Origin of the sequence: Oceanicaulis sp., from assembly GCF_965249665.1 — a bacterium.
Lineage (GTDB): Bacteria > Pseudomonadota > Alphaproteobacteria > Caulobacterales > Maricaulaceae > Oceanicaulis.
On sequence record NZ_OZ252247.1, the window covers coordinates 985858 to 1009571 of the forward strand.

The 23714-nt window shown below is 62.7% G+C and carries 21 protein-coding genes, 1 tRNA gene and 1 pseudogene; 12 read left to right on the plus strand and 11 right to left on the minus strand.

Going from position 1 to position 23714, the window contains the following annotated elements; genetic code table 11:
- Window positions 1-59 precede the first annotated feature (59 nt).
- The 3 genes from ACP154_RS04600 to ACP154_RS04610 are packed head-to-tail and all read right to left on the minus strand — an operon-like array spanning window position 60 to window position 4889.
- On the minus strand, window positions 60-1187 hold the full coding sequence (locus tag ACP154_RS04600) for an SO2930 family diheme c-type cytochrome (protein ID WP_421856187.1): 1128 nt from the start codon (window positions 1185-1187) through the stop codon (window positions 60-62).
- A gap of 26 nt (window positions 1188-1213) precedes the next feature.
- Window positions 1214-2446: a parallel beta-helix domain-containing protein gene (locus ACP154_RS04605; RefSeq protein WP_421856184.1), complete on the minus strand. Its 1233-nt coding sequence runs from the start codon at window positions 2444-2446 to the stop codon at window positions 1214-1216.
- Window positions 2447-2465: 19 nt separating this feature from the next.
- Window positions 2466-4889 (minus strand): TonB-dependent receptor, encoded by a 2424-nt coding sequence (locus ACP154_RS04610; RefSeq protein ID WP_421856181.1) that lies wholly within the window; start codon window positions 4887-4889, stop codon window positions 2466-2468.
- A 130-nt stretch (window positions 4890-5019) separates the two neighbouring features.
- Between ACP154_RS04610 and ACP154_RS04615 the strand changes: the two genes are divergently transcribed.
- Window positions 5020-5706 carry a TetR/AcrR family transcriptional regulator gene (locus ACP154_RS04615; protein WP_421856178.1) on the plus strand — a complete coding sequence of 229 codons (687 nt, stop codon included), beginning with the start codon at window positions 5020-5022 and terminating at the stop codon, window positions 5704-5706.
- Between the two features lie 6 nt (window positions 5707-5712).
- Here ACP154_RS04615 and ACP154_RS04620 read toward each other — a convergent pair whose 3' ends face one another.
- Window positions 5713-6378, minus strand: coding sequence for a hypothetical protein (locus ACP154_RS04620; RefSeq protein ID WP_421856175.1), 666 nt, complete (start codon window positions 6376-6378; stop codon window positions 5713-5715).
- Window positions 6379-6513: 135 nt separating this feature from the next.
- Window positions 6514-7344, minus strand: a complete 831-nt coding sequence (locus tag ACP154_RS04625) for a LytTR family DNA-binding domain-containing protein (protein WP_421856172.1) — start codon at window positions 7342-7344, stop codon at window positions 6514-6516.
- A 101-nt stretch (window positions 7345-7445) separates the two neighbouring features.
- Here ACP154_RS04625 and ACP154_RS04630 point away from each other — a divergent pair, with 101 nt between their 5' ends.
- Window positions 7446-7976, plus strand: coding sequence for a nuclear transport factor 2 family protein (locus tag ACP154_RS04630; protein WP_133724289.1), 531 nt, complete (start codon window positions 7446-7448; stop codon window positions 7974-7976).
- Between the two features lie 19 nt (window positions 7977-7995).
- Here ACP154_RS04630 and acs read toward each other — a convergent pair whose 3' ends face one another.
- A complete protein-coding gene (gene acs / locus ACP154_RS04635; RefSeq protein ID WP_133724290.1) occupies window positions 7996-9942 on the minus strand; it encodes an acetate--CoA ligase in 1947 nt (648 codons plus the stop codon).
- A gap of 151 nt (window positions 9943-10093) precedes the next feature.
- Between acs and ACP154_RS04640 the strand changes: the two genes are divergently transcribed.
- A complete protein-coding gene (locus ACP154_RS04640) occupies window positions 10094-10831 on the plus strand; it encodes a creatininase family protein (protein WP_421856168.1) in 738 nt (245 codons plus the stop codon).
- A 15-nt stretch (window positions 10832-10846) separates the two neighbouring features.
- Here ACP154_RS04640 and ACP154_RS04645 read toward each other — a convergent pair whose 3' ends face one another.
- From ACP154_RS04645 to tsaD, 4 genes are read right to left on the minus strand one after another with little or no spacing between them, the layout of a single operon-like run.
- Window positions 10847-11194, minus strand: coding sequence for a Rieske (2Fe-2S) protein (locus ACP154_RS04645; RefSeq protein ID WP_421856165.1), 348 nt, complete (start codon window positions 11192-11194; stop codon window positions 10847-10849).
- Window positions 11194-11484, minus strand: coding sequence for a YciI family protein (locus ACP154_RS04650; RefSeq protein ID WP_421856162.1), 291 nt, complete (start codon window positions 11482-11484; stop codon window positions 11194-11196). The genes ACP154_RS04645 and ACP154_RS04650 overlap by 1 nt, the downstream gene beginning before the upstream one ends.
- A gap of 14 nt (window positions 11485-11498) precedes the next feature.
- Entirely contained in the window at window positions 11499-12500 is a 1002-nt protein-coding gene (locus ACP154_RS04655; protein ID WP_421856159.1) for an NAD(P)H-dependent glycerol-3-phosphate dehydrogenase, read from the minus strand.
- 23 nt (window positions 12501-12523) lie between these two features.
- On the minus strand, window positions 12524-13675 hold the full coding sequence (gene tsaD, locus ACP154_RS04660; RefSeq protein WP_421856156.1) for a tRNA (adenosine(37)-N6)-threonylcarbamoyltransferase complex transferase subunit TsaD: 1152 nt from the start codon (window positions 13673-13675) through the stop codon (window positions 12524-12526).
- A gap of 87 nt (window positions 13676-13762) precedes the next feature.
- Between tsaD and hemC the strand changes: the two genes are divergently transcribed.
- From hemC to ACP154_RS04690, 6 genes and pseudogenes are all read left to right on the plus strand, one after another.
- Entirely contained in the window at window positions 13763-14725 is a 963-nt protein-coding gene (gene hemC / locus ACP154_RS04665; protein WP_421856153.1) for a hydroxymethylbilane synthase, read from the plus strand.
- Window positions 14726-14727: 2 nt separating this feature from the next.
- The gene (locus ACP154_RS04670) at window positions 14728-15453 is read left to right on the plus strand and encodes a uroporphyrinogen-III synthase (RefSeq protein WP_421856151.1); all 726 of its coding nucleotides are present in this window, start codon (window positions 14728-14730) and stop codon (window positions 15451-15453) included.
- 69 nt (window positions 15454-15522) lie between these two features.
- A complete protein-coding gene (locus ACP154_RS04675) occupies window positions 15523-16785 on the plus strand; it encodes a hypothetical protein (protein WP_421856148.1) in 1263 nt (420 codons plus the stop codon).
- A gap of 48 nt (window positions 16786-16833) precedes the next feature.
- Window positions 16834-17172, plus strand: a pseudogene (locus tag ACP154_RS04680) (heme biosynthesis HemY N-terminal domain-containing protein); the annotation flags it as partial.
- A gap of 1095 nt (window positions 17173-18267) precedes the next feature.
- Window positions 18268-18939 carry a uridine kinase gene (gene udk / locus ACP154_RS04685; protein WP_421856145.1) on the plus strand — a complete coding sequence of 224 codons (672 nt, stop codon included), beginning with the start codon at window positions 18268-18270 and terminating at the stop codon, window positions 18937-18939.
- Window positions 18940-19035: 96 nt separating this feature from the next.
- Window positions 19036-19111: transfer RNA gene (locus ACP154_RS04690), tRNA-Thr, on the plus strand.
- Between the two features lie 331 nt (window positions 19112-19442).
- On the opposite strand, the gene ACP154_RS04695 is transcribed toward ACP154_RS04690, so the two are convergent.
- On the minus strand, window positions 19443-21497 hold the full coding sequence (locus tag ACP154_RS04695; RefSeq protein ID WP_421856142.1) for an ATP-binding protein: 2055 nt from the start codon (window positions 21495-21497) through the stop codon (window positions 19443-19445).
- Window positions 21498-21722: 225 nt separating this feature from the next.
- On the opposite strand from ACP154_RS04695, the gene ACP154_RS04700 reads away from it, so the two are divergent.
- From ACP154_RS04700 to ACP154_RS04710, 3 genes are all read left to right on the plus strand, one after another.
- On the plus strand, window positions 21723-22484 hold the full coding sequence (locus ACP154_RS04700; protein ID WP_421856138.1) for a cysteine hydrolase: 762 nt from the start codon (window positions 21723-21725) through the stop codon (window positions 22482-22484).
- Window positions 22485-22605: 121 nt separating this feature from the next.
- Window positions 22606-23016 carry a nuclear transport factor 2 family protein gene (locus ACP154_RS04705; RefSeq protein WP_421856135.1) on the plus strand — a complete coding sequence of 137 codons (411 nt, stop codon included), beginning with the start codon at window positions 22606-22608 and terminating at the stop codon, window positions 23014-23016.
- Window positions 23017-23047: 31 nt separating this feature from the next.
- The gene (locus ACP154_RS04710; RefSeq protein ID WP_107711877.1) at window positions 23048-23710 is read left to right on the plus strand and encodes a hypothetical protein; all 663 of its coding nucleotides are present in this window, start codon (window positions 23048-23050) and stop codon (window positions 23708-23710) included.
- Window positions 23711-23714: the final 4 nt, after the last annotated feature.

The window sequence follows — 23714 nt, forward strand, 5'->3', positions numbered from 1 at the left end:
AAGACTTCGGGCACTTTGCCCAATGCCGCCTCGCCCGCCAAGCCCTAAACCCCGAACGCTTAAGCGCAGCCGCCGCTCATCGCGTCAATCCAGGCCGCGATCAACGCCACACCCTCATCATGGCTCAGCGCTCGGCCAAGCTCGGGCATCATCACATCAGCCTGTACGCTGGCCAGACGATAGCTGAGAATAGAATCCTCTGACGCGCCCGGCACAATGTCATAGCGGCGGTTGCCCGTACCGCGACCTGCCGCGATCGGCAGCTTGCACACCCCCAGATGCGGGCCCACAGGTTCAGACGGTTCCAGATACAGGCCCGACGTATCGCCAGGGCCGGTTCGGGAATGGCAATGAGAGCAATTGATGTCGAGATAGGCGCGTGCCGCATTATCAAGGGCGACGCCCGCCAGCGGCAACTCGCCAGTCCACGACGCATTGCGCGGCGCCTCGTCTGACGCTGGCGCATCCGCCAGAAGGCCCAGCTCGGACCACTGGTCAATCTGGTTCGCCACACCGTCAAAATACTCAAAATCGGTGTTCATATGCCGCGCCCGGGGGCCGATGGGACGTGACCCCAAACCGTCTCTCGTGTCGGTCTCATGGCAGCCTGCGCACTGGTTCACATTCGGCACCAGATAGCCCAGCGCCTGCTCGCCCGTTTCTGAGATGAGGGTCAGGTCCACGAAGGCTCCGGCGCGCATCAGACGCGCCTCGGTCTGATCATCGTTCCAGACATAGGGCAAGGTTTCCCAGCCTGTCTCACGATGCACCAGCACGCGTGTCTCGATCAGGCGCACGGCAGTCAGATCAAGCTGGCGATCCGCGTAGTGCGCCATCCCGGACCCGGAGGCTTTGAGAACGCGCTCAAAGCCACCCTCAGCACGCGGATAGTAAAAGGTCTTGGTGATCACCGTGCCCACGGGGAAATCAAACGCGTTCTCCGCATCATACCCTGCCGGGCCGGCTCTGGCGGGTATCCAGACAGTGCGCAGTTTTTGGGCGTAATCGGTGAACAGTCCCGTCGCGAGCGTATAGGGCGTCACCTGGTCGCCCAGAACCAGCGCGCCACCGCCTACAGCCAGCTGGCCCCAGTCAGACAGGGCCTCTGGGCGCCCGTCAGCAATATAGCTCGGCTGCGGCGGCGCGGGCGGCGCCTCCTGTGCGCAAGCGGCCAACAGGACGCTCACACACAGGCTTATGGCAAACCGTCTGATCACAGGTCCAGCTCCACCGCGGGGCGCGGATCATGGCTGCAGTCAAACAAGGCGGCGTCGGCGACTTGCGGACTGGAGAACCCGTTCGGCGCATCCGCGTTCAGCACCTCTGCGTCTCTGACGCACAGTCGCAGATCGTCCGGCAATGAACCGTCCACCATCTTGTTCTGGTCCACATATCCATCCCAAAGCACGCCAGGCATGCGACCGGTCGGGCCGAACAAGGCGATGCGCAAAGCCTGCAGCTCAAGGCCGTCAGGATTGCCGCCGCCGCCTTCATAGCTGTTGGAGTGAATATGGATGCGCTCCGGATACGGATCAAAAGCCTCGCTGGTTCCGATATCAGCATACCCTGACGTGTAGAGAGAGGAGATGATCACATGGGCCGTGCGATTATCGCGCAGCCGGTTATTGAAAATCTCCACATCGTCATTGGAGTTGATCAGAATGCCGGAGCCAGCAGGCACACTGGCGACAGGCGTGCCGGCATGTCCGAAATTGGCGGTGTTGTTCTCATAGACGTCATTGTCGAAAATGCGCGTTCCGGCGCCCGGACGCGGCAGGTTCGGCATGTTGAACACCAGGATGCCGCCCGTATTGTTGGTCGCCACATTATTGTAGACGTCGGCATTGTTGCAGTTCTCGATTTCGATCCCCGCAACATTGTATTCGGCGCGTGAATTGCGAACGATGACGTTTTCAGACTGGCCCACATAAATGCCGGCGTCTGACGCCCCGATCGCCACCGCGCCCTCGATCAGCACATTAGTCGACTGAACCGGATACAGGCCGTACGCGCCGTTGTCCGTTGACGGACCATTCGTCCATTCTACACGCACATTGCGGATCACCACATCTGAGGAGTCCGAGATTTTTATGGAATCCCCGACCGTGTCCTCAAAGGCGAGGTTTTCCAGCGTGAACCCGTCCACGCCTGAGACCAGAAGTCCTTCTGCGCCTTGGCGCTGATCAGCGAAGGAGAGCACCGTCTCGGCCATACCCGCGCCGCGCAAGGTGACATTGTCTACGGTCAGCGATAGCCCGCGCTCTATGATGAATTCACCCGCTGGAATGTCGATGACGTCGCCGGGCTGGGCGTCCAGAAGCGCGTTCATTAACGTGGTCTGGTATTCCCGGTCAAAGCCCGAGACATCCCGGCTGTCCTCAGGACCGCCGCACGCCGCAAGAGTGAGAACGCTCGTCGCGATCAGGATTGATTTGAACTGTTTCATGATTTCGTCCTCTTCGGATTTAGTAGCGGATCCGCAGATCCACGCCCCACATGCGCGGCGGAGTGATCTGGGCGTGCGTCGTACCGAACGTGTCCGCGGTCAGACTACCGACGCCGTCGAGATATTGCTCATCAAAGACATTGTTGACGTAGGCGCCAAGCTGGAACCGGTCAGCGCTGTCGCGCCAATAGGCCCGCAGGTCGAGCCGCTGCTGGGCTTCGCCGTTCTGAATGCCGGCGATAACCGCACAGCCGAGCTGCTGGCGAGCCTCCTCGTTGCAGCGGTTCTCGCTGGTGTATGCGTAAGCGCCAAGCACTTCGACCTCAGAGCCATTTGGCAGCGCCCAGGTCTGACTGGCGCCCGTCGAAATCGACCATTCCGGGGTGCCCGTGGGTTGGCCGGACAGGTCCAGTCCCGACCGGGTGATCCGCTCGTCAAAGGTGACGTCAATATATTGCAGGTTGAGATAGGCCTCGAACCCTGCGAGCGGCGCCCAATCGACCTGGAAGTCCACGCCGGTTCCGGTCTCGTCACTGGTCTCCACCACATATTGCGGCACGCCCGATCCGCCCACATTGGCCACCAGTCGCACAGCCTGTTTGTCTTTGTACAGATAGTGGAAGATCGAGGCGGCGAGCCGCATTGAGCGATCAGGCGCCGTCCATTTCAGACCGGCTTCGAAATTGTCCACGTCTTCGTTTTCAAAACGTGAGCCGACCTCGACGCTGTTATAGCCGCCTGCCTTGTAGCCTTGGGTGTAGGACGCAAAGAGCAACAGATTGTCCATGGCGTTAAAGTTCGCCACCAGACGCGGACTGATATCATCCCAGCTGTCAGTGCGTTCACACAGGACGCCCTCGGCCACGGTCACGCCGTTATCACAAGCAAGCCCGGCGGCGCCGGACAGATCAAAGACGAGATCAAACCCGAAATCAGACGGACTGACGCCCGCCAGGCCCAGCACGCCCAGCGCGTCCAGCTCAGCCAGCGCCTGATCGAAATCGGGCGCCAACCGCGGTCCATTGAGCCAGGAGAACGTCTTCTCATCGCGCGTATAGCGCGCGCCGCCGATAAGCGAGAACCGGTCGGTCAAACGCCATTCCACATCGGCGAAAACGGCGAAGGCCGAGAAATCTCCGCGATTATGCATGGACTCAGTCCATTCATGCCCCAGAAGGCGTTGCGGCAGGCCGAACGGGATCAGCAGCCCGTTTTCCAGGTCACTGAACGGCGTACCCGCCCCCAGATTGAACAAGGCGGTTTCGATGGAATTGGTGAAGGCGCCGGTCTCGCTGACCTGGGTGGCGTTCTCATCATAATAGCTGACGCCTGCGACCCAGTCGAAGCGGTCATTGGCGCCCGACAGGCGGAACTCCTGATACCAGCTCTGGTTCTGCTCGATATTATTGGTGTCGAAATACAGCTCGATCCGGTTGGTGCCGTCCTCATCCTGACGGTTGGAGGTCTCAAAATACCGGAAGGCGGAGATGGATTGCAGCGTGAAAGCCCCGAAATCATGCGTGATGTGGATCGACGCTTCGTCCAGATCGCGCTGTTCCAAATTCGGTGAGACATCATTCAAGATCGGCGTCTCGAACGGGTTGAGCAGGACAGAGACATCCACAGGCACTGCGGGACGACCAGGCGCTGCAGGCAGCGGCGTGAGGCCGATGGCGGGACGTGCATCCTCATCCAGCTTTTCACGGGTATAGCGGAAAATGACATCAGTCATCTCGGTCGGGGTCCAGCCGACCGCCGCGCGCACCGCCCAATTGTCCTGGCGGTCATAATCTTCGCCTGTGGCCGCATCGGTCAGAAGCCCATCGCGTTTATTGACCACCATATTCAGGCGCAGGGCGAACGCCTCGGCGAAGGGGATGTTCAGCAGTCCCTCAAAACGCCGCAGATTGTTTTCACCCATCCGCAAGGCCAGCTCGGCCTCCACCTCATCAGAAGGCGCATTGGACGTGATCGAAATGGCGCCCGCGGCCGAGTTGCGGCCAAACAAGGTTCCTTGCGGCCCCTTGATCACCTCAACCCGGCTGACATCATTGAACGCCAGCAAGGACGCGCCCGAACGCGCCGCATAAATCCCGTCCACATACACGCCCACGGCTGGGTCTGTCCCGACGCCGAAATCGGATGTGGAAACGCCGCGAATGGCGAAACGAGGCTGGGTCGGACTGCCGCCGCTGACATTCAGACCCGGCACAAACTGGTCAAGATCGCTCAGATTGGTCGCGGCGATCGCGTCGATGTTTTCCGCTGTAACCACTTCAATCGCCAGCGGCACGTCCTGGATATCCTGCGTGCGTCGCTGCGCCGTAACGGTGATCGTGTCCACGCCTGTATTGGACACGCCTTCCTGGGCCAGAGCCGGCGCCAGGGGCGCCGCCAGAGCGAGCACGCCAGCGGATACGCCGAAAAAGAGCGCATGTTTCATAATCATTCCTCCCCCTAGAGACCGGCGGGGTTTTGCCCTCTGTCCGGTTTCGGAAACAGAATACTATTCTCATTTTGCAAAACGGATCAAGCCGCACTAGTTACTGACGGCAATCAGCAAGGATCATCTCGTGCCCGAAACATCCGCCCATGACACAGCGCCGCGACAAACCCGGCTGCGTGACAAACCCCAGCAACGCCGTGCGCGGCAGCGGCTCGACGCCCTGCTGACCGCCGCCGAGGCGCTGGTGGAGGAGATGGAGGCGGAAGCGATTACAACAAACCTGATCGCGGATCGCGCCGGCGTGCCTGTGAGCTCGGTGTATCGATATTTCAAGAATGTCTCGGCGGTCTTCGCCTACCTGTTTGAAGACCTGAACGAAGAGATCATCGCCGTTATCGAGGACGCCCTCGACCAGTCACAACCCGGATGGGATGACTGGCGCGAGGTGACCGGATCGATCATCACACGGCTGCATGGCTTCCTGGTGGACAATCCCAGCTATTGGAAGCTGCTGCTGGTGATGCAATCAAGCCAGGAATTGCGCGACGCCAAGGCCGCGATGATCGACCAGGTGGCCGGAATGCTCAGTGATCGCTGGACGCAGGGATTGGACGGATTTGCAGGCGGAGATCCCAAACTGGTTGGCCGGTTCACCGTCGAAATATTCATGTCCATCGAGACGCGTTGCGCTCAGATGCGCGACCCTGCGGACGTCGAGACAATGTTCGTCGAGCTGGTAAAGGCGCTCGAAGCGTATCTGTCACTCTATCTCAACAAGGTTCCGCCGGGGCCCGATGGGCGCCCGGCGGACTAGACTTGCCTAGCCGGACGCCAGAACCAGCAGCACGTAGAACACAAGCGGCAAGGCCAGGAGCGCGGGGATCACCAGCACGGTGAAGCCAAACAGCGCCACCAGAACCCCCAGCAATAGCGCCAGGTTTAAAAGCAGGAGCGGCACGCCGCGATGGGGATCGCGCCCCGCTTCGCGCAGCAGGCCGCCCAGAACCGGTACATGCAGCAAAAGACGACCCAAGCCCATCACGGCGCCGTCGAGCCATTCGCCGGGCCGAACATGCAGCACGGCCGAACGCGTCGGCCGCCGCGCGGCCACCATCACGCCCGCCATCACCAGACCGCCCAGGCCCACGGCCAGCGCCGTAATCCAGCTCTCGCCCGACTGTTTGAGGAAAACCACCGCCAGCACAGACAGCACCACCGTCAAGGGCGCCATGGCCCGCTGCACCCAGCGCGCCGGCCCCCAGACAGGCAGGACTTCTCCGACGCGTCCGCCCATGGAATTGGCCACAAAACCCAGGCCGGCAATGTAGTGAAACAGCACCAGCGGCAGGGAGACCGCGACCAGAGAGGCGGTCAAAGGCGCGTCCGTGATGCCGGGCTTGTCACCGGGAAAGGCCATGAAAAGACCAGCCCAGAGCACGAAGGGCAGCAGCATGAAGCCGCCGACCCAATAGGGGAGATATCGCATGAGGTCGTCCGTTCTTATGGTTTTGATGCGCTGTATCTAGACACAGGACGACCACGGCGGGATGCGACCCCGGCGCGCTTACAGATTATAGGGATATGAGAAGTGGGGTCATGGGGCGCAGGCGCGCAAGCGCAGTCAGGCCGCCGCATCCGCCTGAGCGGCGCTCACGCGGTCGAGCCATCCTGCGGCCCGGACCCCGTCTAGACGTGAGCGCGCGACGGGCGCGTGGTCACCCGTCGACAAGACCAGCTTGTAATCGCGTCCGTCCCGGATCGCATGAGACACGGCCCGGTCTGCGACCCACCAGGACCGATGAACCTGCAATCCCGACCCTTCGTTCAGGCGCTCGACCCAATCAGCCAGACGGTCCCGGCGGAAATGCCGCCCATGGTCCGTGATGATTTCAAGATAATGGTCGCGCGCCCGCAGCCACAAGACACCGGTTTCAATGCCCACGGCGTCTGACGACGGGTAAGACGCAGGCGTTGTCCCCTCGGTGATATGCTGCGCCCCTAAAAAGGCGCGTTCCCACATCAGGCGCAGCACCAGCGTAAAGCCCCCAATAGCGAGCACCGGGGGCGTGACAAAGGGGATGAACTCGACCCACGGATCGGGGGCCTTTGGCAGGAGGGGCGTGAATTTCAGGATGTGCAGCTCAACGGCGATGACCGGAATGCTGACCAGCATCGCCAGCGTTTTGCCTGACCAGCGACCGACGGCGGTCTGCGGCAGAGCGCGCGCGAACAAAAGCTCCAACCCGACAGGCTGAAAGACCATCAGCGCGCTCACCAAGAGCCAGAGCCCGAGCCGGTGCACAAGGCCCAGATCATCGGTGTTAAACGCGCCTGAAAGCGTCAGAACAAACGCCAGGAACACGCTTAGCACGGTCAGTAAAATGACATTGCGATGCCAGGGGTTGGCGCTCCAGTCGGGCACGCTGCGACCGTTCACGTCTATCGCGGACATTTCACGACAAGCTCCTGTTCTCACGGCGCAGGGCGCGGCATCGACCAGTCATCGCCTGTGTCAAGGCGATCTGTGATGACACCTAATTCTGGAGACTTGCAATGAAAACCACGCTCACCGCAACCCTGATCGCGCTCTGTGCGCTGATGGCGTCGGCGCCACAGTCACAAGCCCAGGAACGTCGCGAGATTCCGGCGTATCGAGAGCTTGGCCTGGCTGAGAATGACGCCGCACACCGCGCCCTCACGGACTGGTTTGCGACATATCGCGACGCCTGGGCGCGCGAGGACAGCGCCGCCCTTGCCGCGCTGCACACGGCCGACACAGAATGGATCAACGCCTATGCCCGCATGTTCCAGGATGCAGACACTCTGGAGCAGTTTCTCGAAGACCGCCTGTTCCCGCAGTTCGACCCACAAGTCTCGGCCACCGAAGCGGCGAATATGGAGCTCATCTCGATGCGCCTGATGGGCGACGACGCTGCCGTGATCCATGTGTATACGGATGGAAACCGCGGCCTGTCACGCAATCCCGGTGAAACCGCGCGGCGCACGCATTTGCATCTGGTGCTTCTCCTCACTGAGGAGGGCTGGAAAGCCGCGCACACCGCCATCATGGACGCACGCGGCTAACAGTCAGACGCTGGCCCTGTCACATCAGGGCCAGCTTGTGACCTTCAATCAGATCGTCGACCACGCCGGGATCAGCAAGCGTGGAGGTGTCTCCGAGCTTGTCGTATTCGCCCTCGGCGATCTTGCGTAAAATCCGGCGCATGATCTTGCCCGACCGGGTCTTGGGCAGGCCGGGCGAGAACTGGATCACATCCGGCGAGGCGACCGGTCCGATCTCCTGACGCACATGGGTTTTAAGGGTTTTCTCGGTCTCGCTGGTCGGCTCCAACCCCGCCACCAGCGTGACATAGCAGTAAATACCCTGGCCTTTGACATCGTGGGGATAGCCAACCACCGCCGCTTCAGCGACCAGATCATGAGCCACCAATGCGCTTTCGATCTCGGCGGTGCCCAGGCGATGGCCCGACACATTCAGAACATCATCCACCCGGCCAGTGATCCACCAGTATCCATCCGCGTCGCGACGGGCGCCGTCGCCGGTGAAGTACATGTTTTCATAAGTGGAGAAATAGGTGTCCACGAAGCGTTGATGATCGCCATAGACCGTCCGCATCTGGCCTGGCCAACTGCCCAGCAGCACCAGATTGCCCTCCTGCGCGCCCTCGTCAGGCAGACGATTGCCTTCCGCGTCCACCAGCGCCGGCTGCACGCCGAACATCGGGAAACTGGCGGACCCCGGCTTGAGGGCATGGGCGCCGGGCAGCGGCGTGATCAGATGCCCGCCGGTCTCGGTCTGCCACCAGGTGTCGACGATCGGGCAGCGTTTGTCGCCCACCACCTCATAATACCAGCGCCAGGCCTCGGGGTTGATCGGCTCACCGACCGAGCCCAGAAGCCGCAAGGAGGAACGGTCATGCTTGCTGACCGGCTCGTCGCCTTCGCGCATCAGGGCGCGAATGGCGGTGGGGGCGGTGTAGATGGTCGTGACCTTGTGTTTGGCGACGATCCGCCAGCACCGATCCGGTCCCGGCCAAGTCGGCACGCCCTCATACATCAAGGAGGTCGCGCCATTGGCGAGCGGGCCATAGACGATATAGGTGTGACCGGTCACCCACCCCACATCAGCGGTGCACCAGAACACATCGTCTTCGCGATGATCAAAAGTGTATTCATGGGTCATCGAGGCCCAGACGAGATACCCGCCCGTGGTGTGCAGCACGCCCTTGGGCTTTCCGGTCGAGCCCGAGGTGTAGAGGATGAACAGCGGGTCTTCCGCCTTCATCGGCTCAGGCTCGCACTTGGCGTCCACTTCCAGGGCCAGGTCATGGTGCCAGAAATCACGCCCCTCCACCCAAGGCACCTGGGCGCCGGTATGACGGATGCACAAGACCGCCTTCACGCCCGGCGCTTGCTCGAGCGCCTTGTCCACATTGGCTTTCAGCGGCACGCCCTTGTTCCCGCGCACGCCCTGATCGGCGGTGACGACGAACTCGGACTGGCAGTCATTGATCCGGCCCGCCAGCGCATCGGGGCTGAAACCGCCAAACACCACTGAATGCACCGCGCCAATGCGCGTACAGGCCAGCATGGCGTAGGCGGCTTCTGGGATCATCGGCATGTAGAGCGTGACCCGGTCGCCTTTCTTGACGCCGATCTTTTTGAGCTCGTTGGCGAAGCGGCACACATGGTTATGCAGCTGGGCGTAGGTGATGGAATGGTGAAAGGCCGGATTATCCCCTTCCCAGATCAGCGCGACCTTGTTGGCGCGCTCGGGCAGGTGCCGGTCGATGCAGTTATAGCTGACATTGAGGACGCCGTCCTCGAACCAGCTTATGTGCAGGCTGTCCTTGGCGAAGGACACATCCGAGATTTTGGTCGGCTCCGTGTACCAGTCCAGACGCTTGGCCTCATCGGCCCAAAACGCGTCCGGGTCATTGATCGAGCGGGCATACATTTCCTTGTAGCGCTCGGCGTTAATGTTTGAGTCCGCAAAGCTTTGCGGCACTCCGATGACGGTCTCGGACATGGTCTGCTCCTCCCTCGGAATTATTCTTTTGCCTAGGATTGCGTCACGCGCCACGCCCTCGCAAGACAGACAAACGTGTTACGCGCGCTTGTGAAGCCAGGGCGTCTGGTATCCAGTCGTCTCACGCATCATCCTGTTCGGAGTCTGCTCCATGCTGTTGCACACCGCGTCCTGGCCCGAGGTCGAAGCCTATCTGAAGACCTCAAAGGGCATCATCATTCCCATCGGCTCAACCGAGCAGCACGGGCCGAACGGCTTGATCGGCACGGATGCGATCTGTCCGGAAGTGATTGCGCGCGAAGCTGGCGCGGAAGCGGGCATTCTGGTGGGGCCGACCTTCAATGTCGGCGTCGCCCAGCACCATCTGGGCTTTCCCGGCTCAATGACCTTGCGGCCGACCACTATGATCGCAGCGCTCAATGACTGGATCGACTCCCTCGCCCGGCACGGCTTTGAGAAGATCTATTTCCTCAACGGCCATGGAGGAAACATAGCGACGATCGGCGCGGCGTTTGCGGAAAGCTATTCCAACTGGTCGTTTGACGGCGAAGCCTGCCCTTATGAGCTGATACAGCGTAACTGGTGGGACCTGCCCGGCGTCATGGATGTCTGCCGGTCGCTGTTTCCTGTGGGCGAAGGCAGCCACGCCACCGCTTCTGAAGTATCGGTGACCTATTACGCCTATCCCGAGCACGTCAAAGACGTGGTGATGGAGCCCAGGATCGCCCCCAATGGGCGCTTCACCGATGCGGACAATTACCGCAAGACCTTCGCCGACGGCCGGATCGGGTCTGATCCCGCCCAGGCGACGCCGGAGAAAGGCGAAACCATCGTTCAGGCGGCGCGCAAGGCGGTCATTCAGGATGTGACGACGTTCTTCAGTCGCTAATCGCGCCCGGCGGCTTCAAGCCGCCACCACCTGACCGTCCACCACCGTCACTGCAACCGGTTTGAGACTGGCTTTGCCCGCAGGCCCGCCCACACAGGCGCCTGTCGTCACGTCAAAACTCGCGCCATGAAACGGGCAGACGAGAAACCGGCCTTCGCTGACCAAAGTCTTGCCCGAGGGCAGCGAGAATGGCCGACCCGCATGCGGGCAGACATTGAGATACGCCGTCACGGTCTCCCCTGACCGCAGCACAACGATGGGCGTGGGCGCAAAATCAGCGGGCAGCCCCCCCGGATCGGGAATATCGCTCAGGGTTTTCAGCACTGTGCCCGGTTCGGGCATGACGGTTTCGGCGTCTGACATTACAGACCCTCCGGCGCCTTCACGGTCCATTTGAACGGGATCCAGAACACGTCTGAAAACAGGTCCGCCTTGGCGTAAGGATCCGTCGCCAGAATATCGCGCAGCGCCGCTTCATCTTCGGCCTCGACGATCAGAAGCGAGCCAACGGGATCGCCCTCCGCGCTCAAGAGCGGCCCCGCCATCTTGACGGGAGAATCCTCCGCCGACGCCCAAAGCAGATGCTCGGAACGGTGCTTCAAGCGCATATACAGCGCGCCCAGACGGTCGGTGCAAGTCACGGCAAACAGCATAAGTTTTTTCCTGATCAGTCAGTTTCAGGCCCGAACGGGCGATTGAGCAGCGCGGTGATCGCGTCATCAACGCTGATCCGGCCCGCCAACACAGCATCCACGGCGGCGCAGATCGGCATCTCAACAGCGTGTTTCTTCGCCAGCGCCACGACAGCGGGCGCCGTCGCCACACCCTCAGTCACGGCCTTCCGCGCGCCCAGAACGCTCTCCAGCGTCTGGCCTTGCCCGAGCGCCAGCCCGCACGACATATTGCGTGATTGCGGCGAGGAGCAGGTCAGAACCAGATCCCCCAGCCCGCACAGCCCGGTCAGGGTTTCACGTTTCGCCCCCAAAGCCAGACCCAGTCGGGTCATCTCGGCGAAGCCGCGAGCAATCAGCGCCGCATGGGCCGATTTACCCAAGCCCCGGCCTTCCACAATGCCCGCGGCGATGGCGAGCACGTTTTTGACCGAACCGCCCACTTCCGCGCCGATCAGATCGCTGGACCAATAAGGGCGGAAAGTGTGCGAGCCCACCGCCTCCATCAGCGCTTCACCCATGCCCTGATCTTCACACGCCAGGGTCACCGCCGTCGGCAGGCCTTTGGCCACATCAATCGCAAAACTGGGGCCGGACAATACGGCGGGAACCGCGTGCGGCACGGTCTCACGCAGGACATCCGTCATCAAAGCCAGGCTCTCTCGCTCAAACCCCTTAGCGCATAAAAGCACCGGCGCGCCTTGTGCAATCTGAGGCGCAAACCGCGTAAGGATGCCGCGGGCGTGCTGGGCGGGCGAAACCATCAAGAAGGCGTCGCAATCCGACAAATCAGCCGGATCAGAGCTGGCGGTGATGGAGGGGTTGAGCGGCGCGCCGGGCAGGAAGACCGTGTTTTCATGAGCGGTGTTGATCGCCTCGACCACTTCCGGCTCATAGGCCCAGATCGTCACAGAGCGGCCCGCCTGAGCCGCAGACTGGGCGAGCGCAGTGCCCCAGGCGCCCGCGCCGATCACGCCGATGGTTTGATAACGCGCCATGTCCGTCCCCTTCATTCGCACGCTTACGCTTTGGGCCCTTTTCGGCCCGACCCGCTGGCGGGATCATGTGCAGCCGCGTCCTGATCCAGCGGCCAGCGTGGCCGCGCAGCGGCGTCGAGCCCGTCGGTCAGACCTAACGCCAATCGCTCCGCACCCGCCAGCGCGATCATCGCCGCGTTATCGGTGCAGTATTTCAGCGGTGGTGCAATCAGCGCGAACCCAAGACGCTGCGCTTCAGCCTCCAGCGCCTCGCGCACGGCGGTGTTGGACGCCACCCCGCCCGCCGCCACCAGCGGCAATGGACTGTCCAAAGACTCAAAGCGGCTTTTGAACATCTCCATCGCCCGTCCGGCGCGTTGCGCCAGATGGCGCGCGATCGCAGCCTGCATGGATGCGGCGAGATCGGCCCGATCACGATCATCGGGCGCCTCAAGGCTGTCCCAGTGTCGGCGCGCGGCAGTCTTCAGGCCCGCGAACGAGAAGTTACAGGACGTGTCGCGGGCCAGCATTATCGGCAGGGGAAACCGGTCCGGGGCTTCAGCGTCTTGCGCAAAGCGTTCCACCGCCGGGCCGCCAGGAAAGCCCAGCCCCATGACCTTGGCGGTCTTGTCAAAAGCTTCGCCCGCCGCATCATCGAGCGTAGAGCCGAGGCGCGTCATCCGGCCTACGCCTTCCACGATGACCAGCTGGGTATGCCCGCCTGACACCAGAAGCAGCAAATAGGGAAAGGCCAAAGCCTGCGTCAGTCGCGGCGACAGGGCATGACCCTCCAGATGGTTCACCGCCAGCAAAGGCAGGTTTGCGCCCAGCGCAATGCCTTTGGCGGTCATCAGCGCGGCCATCACCCCGCCGATCAGGCCCGGCCCGGCGGTCGCTGCGACGCCATCGAGATCAAACGGGCTGAGCCCCGCCTCTTGCAGCACGCCTTCAGCCAGACCGTCCATGCGCTCGGCATGGGCGCGGGCGGCGATCTCGGGCACCACGCCGCCAAACGGAGCATGGGCGCTGTTTTGTCCCACCACCGCTTCGGCCAGAATTTCGATGCGGCCATCGCCATGACGGCGCAGCACGGCGGCGGCCGTATCATCGCAGCTCGATTCCAGACCGAGCACGGTTAAAACGCCCTGCGGCGCCGCGCCCGGTTGCGGGTGGACTTGATCATGGGATAACGCCATGACCTTGCAGTACCCTCGCTGGCGTTTCGGCGCAATCATCAGCCTCTGCTGGCGAGACCTTGAAGCGCGTGAAGGAGTGCGTCTGTCGTGAACCTGTTCAATATGCCGATTGCGACCCGCACCTCGCCCCTGGCCCTGGCGCAAACCCGGGACGTTCAGGCGCGTCTGGCCCGCGCCCATGGCGAAAAAGAGCCCGAAGACAGCTTTCCGATTCTGGGCCTGACCACCACAGGCGACAAGATTACCGATCGCGCGCTGTTACTGGCGGGCGGCAAAGGCCTGTTCACCAAGGAGCTTGAGCGCGCACTGCTGGACGGCAAGGCGCGGTTCGCCGTGCACTCCATGAAAGACGTGCCGACCACCCTGCCTGATGGGCTCGAAATCGCCTGCGTTCTGGAGCGCGAGGATCCGCGCGACACCCTTCTGACCCGCGACGGGATCAGCCGTATCGAAGATCTGCCCCAAGGCGCAACGCTGGGCACCGCCTCGATCCGTCGGCAATCTCAGGCCTTGGCCTTGCGTCCGGACCTCAACATCGTCCTGCTGCGCGGCAATGTGGATACCCGGCTTGAAAAGCTGCGCTCGGGCGAGATGGACGCGACCTTCCTGGCTCGCGCCGGCTTGCGACGTCTGGGTCGCGAACAAGCTGAGCTGCCGCCGCTGGAGCTGTCAGCCGTCATCCCGGCGCCCGCGCAAGGCGCGGTGGGGATCGAGATCCGTTCCGACGATGACGAAGCGCGCAAAGCGCTGGAGCCGCTCAATCATCTCACCACCCAGATCTGTATCGCCGCGGAACGCGGCTTTCTCCAGGCCCTGGACGGATCATGTCGTACGCCCATCGCCGCTCACGCGACGCTGGAGGGTCTGGAGATTCATCTGCGCGGGGAAGCTCTGACCCCGGACGGCGCCAAACGCTGGGCGAATGAAACCCGCACACAATTGCCCGAGCTTGACGCCGGCGCGGCGCGGCTCTTGGGCTATGAGCTGGGCCTTGAAGTGAAACGGGCGGGCGGGGATGCGCTGGCGCGCATCGTCGCCGAGACCGGCTGATCATGGGCGCGACGCCCAAACCCTGTGTTCTGGTCACCCGGGCTGAACCCGGCGCGACCCGCACTTGCGCGGCGTTAAGCGAACGCGGCTTTGAAGCGATCAACGCCGCGACCGCGAGATTAACGGCGCGCGACGTTTCGCTGGACCTGGAAGGGGTCGGCCTGATCGCAGTCACAAGCCCCTTTGGCGCAACCTGTCTGGCGAAGGCGACCAAGGAGCGCGCCATACCCGTGGCTGCGGTTGGCGCGGTGACCGCTGAGCGCCTGTCAGGGGCGGGCTTTCATCACGTAACCAGCGCAGACGGCGACGCGCGTGACCTGCTGGCGCTGATCGCCAAGCAGGCGCCGCACGGCGAGGTTCTCCACGTGCGCGGGCTTGATCAAACCGGTGATCTCAGCGCGGATCTGAGAGCGCACGGCGTGAGCGCACGGTCTGAAATCCTCTACGCCGCCGAACCTGTCGCCACGCTGCCGGACAGGGTCTGGCAGGCCCTTGGTGCTCAAGCCTGCGTGCTGGTCCACTCCGCCAAGGGAGCCGAACGCTTCTGGGCGCTGGCGCAGATGGCGGGCCGGACTGAAGCTCTGCGCACGGCGCCTGTCATCGCGATCTCGGAGGCTGCGGCTGAACCTTTGCGCCACCAAGGCGTTTCAAGGCTGAGCATCGCAGCGCAGCCGGATGAAGACGCGCTGTGTGAGGCGCTGGAAAAGCAGTGCGGCGAAACGCGCTGACGGTGGCGCCGCGATCCGACGCAGCCTAGACTTGCCGCCACGAACAACTGGCCCCGCCCCGAGGACATCATGAGCGCCGACACTTCTCGCCCAGACGCTGCAGAGCCGGTCGACGCCGAGTTTGAGCCCGCGCCGGATAGCAGCGGCTCAGGCCGACAATCCAAGACCAAAAAACCAAAAGTCGCCAAGTCTGGCGGCAAAACGCCTGTCCTCGCCTTTATCGGCCTGACCGTGCTGGCGGCGGGCGTGGGCGGCGGCGCGGGCTGGGTTCTGGGCCGGTATCTTCCTGCGTCCGGGGACGGAGCCATGGACCCCGCCCTGATCAGCCGGATCGAGGCGTTGGAAACCCAGACAGCCACAGCTGATCAACTCACTGCGTTTCAGAACCGACTGGAAACCGTCGAGGAAGACACCGCCGGCGCGCCGCTGCGCACCGACGCATTTGAACAGCTGATCCGTGACGTTGCGACCTTGCGCACCGATCTTGAAGCGCTCGAGCCCGGCGCTGAAGGCGACGCGAGTCTCGGCGATCAGCTCACTGCGCGGCTGGAGCGCCTTGAACGCCAACTCAACACCCTAGCTGACGATGTCCAGACCGCGCTCGCGGCCGCACAGACGGCGCAATCGGCCCTGCAACAAGCGCTCGCGCAACCGAATGACCGCCCGGCGCCCCAGACGAGCGGCGTGTCTCCTGACGCCCTCTCCGCGCTTCGCCTTGATCTTGCAGCCCTTCAAAGCTCGGTGCGCGACCTGCAAGCTGGATCGGGCGAGACCCAGGCCCTGGCGGCGCGGGTGCAAGCGCTCGAAAACCTGATTGAAGGGCTGGAGACACAAACCGGCCAGACGCAGACGGCTTCGGTCTCTTTGGCGCGGCAGGCGCTGGCTTTTTCAGACCTCGCCGAAGCTGCGGTCCAGGCCCAACCCTTCGCCATGGAATACGCCATGCTGAGCCAGATCTGGCCGAACCGCGCCCATCTGGTCGCGCTGACAGAACCTGCGCGCACCGGCGCGCCCACACTTGGTGATCTCACAGACAGCTTCCCGGCCCAGGAGGTCCGCGAAGCCTTGGGTCAGACCCAGCGCTTCTGGGGTGTGATCGAAGTACGCCGCGCTGGCGATGATCACGGCGCCGCCGACCGGATTGTCGCACTATTGGAGCAAGGCGCGCTGAGCCAGGCAATCCAGGAAACCGAAGCACTGGACGCAGGCGCCGCTGAGGCCCCGCTAGAGAGCTGGCTGACCGAGGCGCGCACGCGCGAGGCCCTGAACGCTGTGCTCAATGACATGCGTGACGCGCTGAACCGGCAAGCCGAGCAAGACGGAGCGCGATAAGCCATGATCCGCCTGATCCTCACCGTCATCTTGTGCGTGCTGACCGCCATGCTGGCGGTTTTCCTGACGCTCAATCCGGGCGTCGTGACCATCGACTTTCTGGGCATAAACGCCCAGGCGCCGTTTGCGCTCGCTCTGGGCGCCCTGCTGGTCGCCACCTTCTTGCTGGTCGTCGCCTGGTGGGTGATCGCCAAGCTTTGGGCCGCGCCGGACGCGTGGAAGCGCTTTTCTCTGCGCCGTCGTCGTGATCAGGGCTTTGACGCGCTTGAACGCGCGCTGATCGCCTCCGCCGCCGGACAAGGCGATCTGGCCGTCCGACAAGCCTCCCGCGCCGAAGCCTTGCTTGATCGTCCCGCCCTGTCGCGCCTCCTGGCGGCGCGGGCGGCGGAAGCGGCGGGCGATCTGGACAGCGCGCAGATTCATTACGAAGCGATGCTGGCGGATTCAAAAACCCGACTGGTCGCCCAGCGGGGGCTGGTGGGCATCGCCCAGAACCGGTCTGATTCCCAAGCCCTGCTCACCCATGCGTCTGACGCCTTTGATCAGGCGGGACAAGCCCGCTGGGCGTTTGACGCCTTGTTTGAAGCCCAGGTGAACGCCGCCCAATGGGCCAAAGCGGAGACCACGCTGAGCGAAGGCGAGCGTCGCGGCCATGTTGATCGCGCCGAAGCCGCCCGCATGCGCGCCGTGCTTCTGACCGCCGAAGCGCGCCGGATCGAAGCGACCGATGCCGAGCTGGCCGCCAAACTCGCGGATCGCGCCGCGACCGCCTCGCCGGGATTTGCGCCCGCCGCTGAGCTGGCGGGCCGGTTGCTCGCCGCCCATCGTCGCCATCGCCGCGCCGCAGATGTTCTGGAAACCGCCTGGGAGCACGCACCGCACCCGGCGCTGGCGCGCGCCTTCGCCAGCCTGCGCCGCTCGGACACCAAGGCGAAACGCGCCGAACGCCTGCGAGAGCTGGCTGCGCTCAATCCTGATCATCGCGAGAGCCAGTTACTGCTGCTTGAAACCGCGCTGGACCAAGGCAATCGCGAAGCCGCGCACACCGCCCTGAAACCGGTTCTGGAGACCGGGCCGGTCTCCGCGCGTGCTTGCGCCCTCGCCGCCCGTCTCGCCAAGCTCGAGGATCAAGACGCGGAAGCTCAACGCTGGATGGCGCGCGCCTCCCACGCACCGGCGGAAGCAGACTGGTCCGACATCAATGAAGACGGCCAGGCGTTTCTCTATACCGATGCGGACTGGAAACGCATGGTGGACAGCTGGGGCCGACACGCGGTTTTGATCCACCCCCGCCATGAGCGCTATGAGATCGCCGCCGCCGCGGCGCCCGAAGCCATGCTGATCGCAGCGCGCGCCACTGTAAACGATGCGAGCAAGCGCAGTGAGACAGAGGACAAAGCCGGTCCGAACTTTTATGTACCCGGACCCGCGCCGGACGATCCCGGCGCCTCTGACCGTGACACCTAGGGTTTCTCAGCGCTTATGACCGCATCTGCTTCAGCTCGCCCGCGCCTCATCATTGGCGTGACCGGAGGTTCGGCTTCGGGCAAGACCGAAATCGCGCGCTCTACGGCGCGCGCCGCCAACCCGATTAGCGCTCTGGTTCTCTCTGAAGACGATTATTACGCGGATCACGGCTCCAAGCCCGATTTCGACCCGTCAGACTTCAACTTTGACCACCCGCAGGCGCGCGACCATGCACTGCTGGCCAAGCATCTTGCCACTCTGAAAACCGGCAAGACCATCAAAGGGCCCATCTACGATTTCACCATCCATCGCCGCCGCAGCGATACGCGCACCATCGCGCCCGCGGACGTGATCATCGTGGAAGGCATTCATTTGTTCTGTGACGCCGCCGTTCGTGACTGTCTGGATCTCAAGGTCTATGTCTCGGCGCCGGACGATATCCGCCTGGCCCGCCGACTGCTGCGCGATGTGAATGAGCGGGGCCGAACCTCGCATTCGGTCGTGCACCAGTATTTGCGGACGGTGCGACCCATGCATCATGAATGGACCTCGCCCAACAAGGCCTACGCCGACATCCTGATCCGCAATGACGCAGCGGCGGCACGGCCAGCCGATCACCTGAGCAGCTTTTTCGACGCTCTGGCCGCGCCGATCGTCGAGCAAGTCAAGGCGTTCAGAAAACGCTGAGCCAGACTCATTGCAGCTGGCAAAACCGGCTTGCCCCCATCGCCGTTCAAGGCTAGTTTCCGCGCCCTCTGAGGCAGGCTTTCGCCTGGTTCCGGCGCCGCATTAGCTCAGTTGGTAGAGCACATCATTCGTAATGATGGGGTCAGGTGTTCGAGTCACCTATGCGGCACCACTTCTTTCCTGTTCTCCCTCGCATCCGCTCAGTCGATCCTCGCTGAAGCTGCGGGCGGCCTTTGGCCTTGCGAACCGGAAGGTTCGGGCGCTGTTCTCCCTCGCTCCGCTCAGTCGATCCTCGCTGAAGCTGCGGGCGGCCTTTGGCCTTGCGAACCGGAAGGTTCGGGCGCTGTTCTCCCTCGCTCCGCTCTGTCGATCCTCGCTGAAGCTGCGGGCGGCCTTTGGCCTTGCGAACCGGAAGGTTCGGGCGCTGTTCTCCCTCGCTCCGCTCTGTCGATCCTCACTGAAGCTGCGGGCGGCCTTTGGCCTTGCGAACCTGAGGGCGACGGTCACGCGGGGTGGGCGCGTTTCAGACAGCGTTCGCAAGCGGCGATCAAGTCGTCTTCGATAATGGGTTTGGGGATATAGTCATCCATGCCCATGGCGAGGAAGCGTTGGCGCTCTCCCTGTCCGGCATGGGCGGTCAACGCGATGACAGGAACGCGCGCCCCCGCCTTATTCATGGCGCGCAAACGCTTGAGCGTTTCTTCCCCGGACATGACCGGCATGCTGGCGTCCAGCAGCACCAGGTCAAAAGGATCGTCTGAAAACAGTCTGAGCGCTTGCGCGCCGGAAGCGGCTTCAATTACGTCCGCGCCCGTCGGCTCCACCATGAACCGTGCAACCATGCGGTTGATGTCGTTATCATCCACCAGCAAGACACGCGCACCTGCCAATGTCGCCGTGACGGGCTGGGATGCGTCGGCATCCCTCGCGGCGCCCGCTTCATCCGTACTCACGCCAGCAATCACAGTCAGCGTGAAGCAGGCCCCCTCGCCTGGCCGGCTCTCAATCGTGACATCACCGCCCATCCGGCGCGCCAGCTCGCGCGTGATCACCAGACCCAGCCCAGAGCCCGCGCTCTTTTGCGACCCCGCTTCACCGCCGATCTGCTCGAACCGGTTAAACAGTTTGTCGATCTCATCAGGTTTGATCCCGGGTCCTGTATCCTTGACGGAGACCGTGATGCGACACTGAGCCTTCGACACAGTTTGAGCCTGGGCGTGCAAGCTGACGCCGCCTGATTGCGTGAACTTGATTGCATTGGACAACAGGTTGAATACGCACTGGCGAAACCGCGTCTGATCCAGTTCCACGCTGGCGGGCAGTGCGACGATCTCTTCGTCCAGGCTGAGGCCCTTCTCCTCAGCGCTTGGTCGGAACAGCATGCTGACTTCATTCAGCAGGCGCGTCGGGTCCGTGGCCTCAGGTTCGAGCTGGAACCGGCCCGCTTCCAGGCGTGACAGATCCAAAAGATCGTTGAGAACACGCAACAGCTGGTCGCCTGTCACTTTCAGGAGCTCGACCTTGTCGCGCAGCGCTGGCTCAAGCTCCGCTTCAGACAAGACCCGCACCAGCCCCAGCATGCCATTCAATGGGGTTCGCAATTCATGACTGACATTGGCGACGAATTCGGTTTTCGCCTCGCTGGCTCGCTCTGCGGCGCTTTGCGCATCGCGCGCGCTTTGCGCCAAAGTGCGGGCGTTGAGCACCAGCTCCGCCACGACGATGTAATTGGCGAGCGCATAGATCAGCGCTTGTTCTTCAGGCGTCCACTCATGGCGTTCGCCCTTCATGCATATGCTCAGAACGCCGCTGACGCTGTGTTCTTGCAAGATTGGGGCGGCGAGCACGGCGCCCTCTGAAACCTGGTGCAGCGCCTGACCCAACGTCCGGGCGTCTTCGTGTGCGGCGACAATGTCGGCCGCATCGATATAGGCGCCCTGGCTGGCGAACCGAAAGGCGGCGGGCGCCTTATGCTCGGTCAATCTCGGCGCATTGAATATTTCACCCTCTTTCGGGCTCCAGACGCAATACGGGCGCAAGGCGCTATGGTCCTCTGAAAACAGCCACAAACCCGCTTCATCCACATCCAGAGCCGTAGCGAGCCGCTGAACCACCTGACGCGTCATATGGTTGTAATCCCACCCTTTATTGAGATGGTCCTGAGCCAGTTCGCGTTTGAGCTGGTTGAGCTCGCGCGAGCGATCAAGGGTTCGCTGCAAGCTTTGCTCGGCCGCCTTGCGCGCTGTCACTTCACTGTCGACGCGGCGCAGAAGCGGCAGCCATCGGAAAAAACCGACGCTGATCAGAAACAAACCCAGAATGTCGCCGGTGTAAGACACCCCTTCGATCCAGTCATGAACCGGCTCGAGCTGACCAGGCGTATACGGCACGAACCCATTTGAGGAATCGATCAGGGCCGACATACCAATCACCAGCAATCCGCCGACGATCAGCTGACTGCCCCGCCGCAAGCGCGACATGTGGCGCAGATTCAAATACAGGATCGCACCCGCCGAGAGGCTGGTTATGGCGATCAGGATTTCAAACAGGCCGCTCAAGCGTCTCTCCCCTTTTCGCGACAGCTAAGCAAAACGAGGTAAAGATCGCGTTTTCGATTCGGATCTGGCGGGCGCCATGTTGGCGTTTGGGGCCTAGGACTAGGCACTTCCCCTTACGCACTAAACCGAATTATGGACGGGCCCGCCCATGCGTATCTCTTGTCCCAGAGCAAGCATTCTCTTCCCCCCGGAGACGTCCTTGCTCGCAGATAAAGGATACGGACCATGCGTGTTTATAAAACCCTCTCCCGCACTGTGCTGACGGGCGCAGCCGCCAGCGTCGCGCTATTCGCCGGTCAGGCTCTGGCCCAGCTGCCCGATCCGGGCATGCAGATCGAGCGTGGCGTCACCGCCCTGGTTGTCACCGACCCGCAAAATGACTTTCTCAGCCCCGATGGCGTCACCTGGGGCGTCGTCGGTCAGAACGTCACGGAAAACGGCACGGTGGAGAATATCGGGCGCCTGTTTGAGACCGCCCACGAGGTTGGCATGCCAGTCTTCGTGTCGCCGCACTATTACTATGAGCATGACCATGAATGGCGTTTTGAAGGCGCTCTGGAAGCGCTGATGCACTCCATCGGCATGTTTGATCGCGCCGGCCCTCTTGATCTGGAAGGCTTTGAAGGCTCGGGCGCGGACTGGCTGGAAGAGTACCGTCACCATATCGAACACGATCACACCGTCGTCACCTCGCCCCACAAGGTCTATGGCCCGGAGACCAACGATCTGGTCCTGCAATTGCGCAAACAGAATGTGGACCGGGTGATCCTGGCGGGCATGTCGGCCAATCTGTGCACCGAATCCCATATGCGCGAGCTGATCGAGCAGGGCTTTGAAGTGCTGGTCGTCACCGACGCCACCGCCGCCGCCCAGGTGCCCGGTTATGACGGATACGCCGCCGCCATGACCAATTTCCGGATGATCGCCAATCATGTGGGCGACACCGATGAAACGGTGACCGCCATCACCGCGGCCTACAGCCGCTAACCCAACCCCCGTCCTGAATGTCTGCCCCTCCACGAGGGACGGGTCCTAAGAGGGTCCGGCGGTCGTCCCCCATCGCCGCCGGGCCCTCATTTTGGCTTCAACACACAAGAACAGATAACATATGGCCACCCCACTCCTCCCCCCGTTCACAGAAGAAACCGCACGGGCCAAAGTACAATTTGCCGAAGACGCCTGGAACAGTCGCGATCCCGAACGGGTGGCGCTGGCCTATTCAGAAGACTCCGAATGGCGCAATCGCGATCAGTTCTTCAAGGGACGCGACGCCATCAAGGCTTTCTTGCGCGAGAAATGGTCTCGCGAGCAGCATTACAAGCTCAAGAAAGAGCTGTGGGCCTTCACCGGTAATCGTATCTCCGTCGCGTTCTTTTATGAGTGGAAGCAGGCCGAGACCGGCCAATGGTTTCGCTCGCACGGCAATGAACAATGGGAGTTCGACACGGACGGACTGATGCGCCGTCGCGAATCCAGCGTCAACGATATTGCGATCAGGGAGGATGAGCGGCGGCTCTAGCCTCCGCCTCCCCCGTTTCCGGGAGTAGATCATGACCCGTCCCGCCCGCCCGTCCGACACCGAATTCGAGCGCGCTTACCGGCGCTGGATGCTGATGCATGGACTGACCCTGCCGCTGGCCGGGGCCCTCTACGCCTTGGTGCTGGTCACGCTGTACGCCTTGGGCGTCGAGACCCGCACGGCGGTGCTCAGCGCGACATGCGTGGGCGGGCTGGGACTGTCCCTGTCCGAAGGCGCCGTCTGGCTTGAAACCCATAACGGGCTTGATCGGCTGTTTCGCCGGGTAAACATGCGCGCCTCCATCGCGGCGGAGCGCCTGGCCCGCGATGACGATCAATACGTGATAGAAGGTGTACAGGACGTGGTGTTTGAATGGCGCCATGTGGAAGTGATCCAGCGTGACCGGGACTGGGCGGGCCTGTCTCTGGCCGCCCTGAACCTGTTCAGCCTGGCCGCCGGACTGGCGTTGAGTGCTGGCCTGATCCGGTTCTGGGGCTGGGTGAACATCGCCCCGTTCAGCCTTTTGACGCTGGCGTCCGCCGCCGCCGGCTTTGCTCTGGCGCGCAGCGTGATGCGCTATCACTGCTTCACCGACCGAAACTTCGACCCTACCGACATTTTGCAAACCCGGCTTCTGGACCTGCTGTCTGAAGTCAAAGCCCTGCGTCGCGCCGGCGTGCGCAGCTCGGCCTGACCCC

Coding starts and splice junctions, on each gene's coding strand:
- ACP154_RS04610 (WP_421856181.1), bottom strand. CDS start 4,889: ATGAAACATGCGCTCTTTTTCGGCGTATCCGCTGGCGTGCTCGCTCTG.
- ACP154_RS04675 (WP_421856148.1), top strand. CDS start 15,523: ATGAGCGCCGACACTTCTCGCCCAGACGCTGCAGAGCCGGTCGACGCC.
- ACP154_RS04700 (WP_421856138.1), top strand. CDS start 21,723: ATGCGTGTTTATAAAACCCTCTCCCGCACTGTGCTGACGGGCGCAGCC.
- ACP154_RS04645 (WP_421856165.1), bottom strand. CDS start 11,194: ATGTCAGACGCCGAAACCGTCATGCCCGAACCGGGCACAGTGCTGAAA.
- ACP154_RS04620 (WP_421856175.1), bottom strand. CDS start 6,378: ATGCGATATCTCCCCTATTGGGTCGGCGGCTTCATGCTGCTGCCCTTC.
- ACP154_RS04605 (WP_421856184.1), bottom strand. CDS start 2,446: ATGAAACAGTTCAAATCAATCCTGATCGCGACGAGCGTTCTCACTCTT.
- acs (WP_133724290.1), bottom strand. CDS start 9,942: ATGTCCGAGACCGTCATCGGAGTGCCGCAAAGCTTTGCGGACTCAAAC.
- ACP154_RS04650 (WP_421856162.1), bottom strand. CDS start 11,484: ATGCTGTTTGCCGTGACTTGCACCGACCGTCTGGGCGCGCTGTATATG.
- ACP154_RS04670 (WP_421856151.1), top strand. CDS start 14,728: ATGGGCGCGACGCCCAAACCCTGTGTTCTGGTCACCCGGGCTGAACCC.
- ACP154_RS04625 (WP_421856172.1), bottom strand. CDS start 7,344: ATGTCCGCGATAGACGTGAACGGTCGCAGCGTGCCCGACTGGAGCGCC.
- ACP154_RS04640 (WP_421856168.1), top strand. CDS start 10,094: ATGCTGTTGCACACCGCGTCCTGGCCCGAGGTCGAAGCCTATCTGAAG.
- udk (WP_421856145.1), top strand. CDS start 18,268: ATGACCGCATCTGCTTCAGCTCGCCCGCGCCTCATCATTGGCGTGACC.
- ACP154_RS04710 (WP_107711877.1), top strand. CDS start 23,048: ATGACCCGTCCCGCCCGCCCGTCCGACACCGAATTCGAGCGCGCTTAC.
- ACP154_RS04705 (WP_421856135.1), top strand. CDS start 22,606: ATGGCCACCCCACTCCTCCCCCCGTTCACAGAAGAAACCGCACGGGCC.
- ACP154_RS04655 (WP_421856159.1), bottom strand. CDS start 12,500: ATGGCGCGTTATCAAACCATCGGCGTGATCGGCGCGGGCGCCTGGGGC.
- ACP154_RS04630 (WP_133724289.1), top strand. CDS start 7,446: ATGAAAACCACGCTCACCGCAACCCTGATCGCGCTCTGTGCGCTGATG.
- tsaD (WP_421856156.1), bottom strand. CDS start 13,675: ATGGCGTTATCCCATGATCAAGTCCACCCGCAACCGGGCGCGGCGCCG.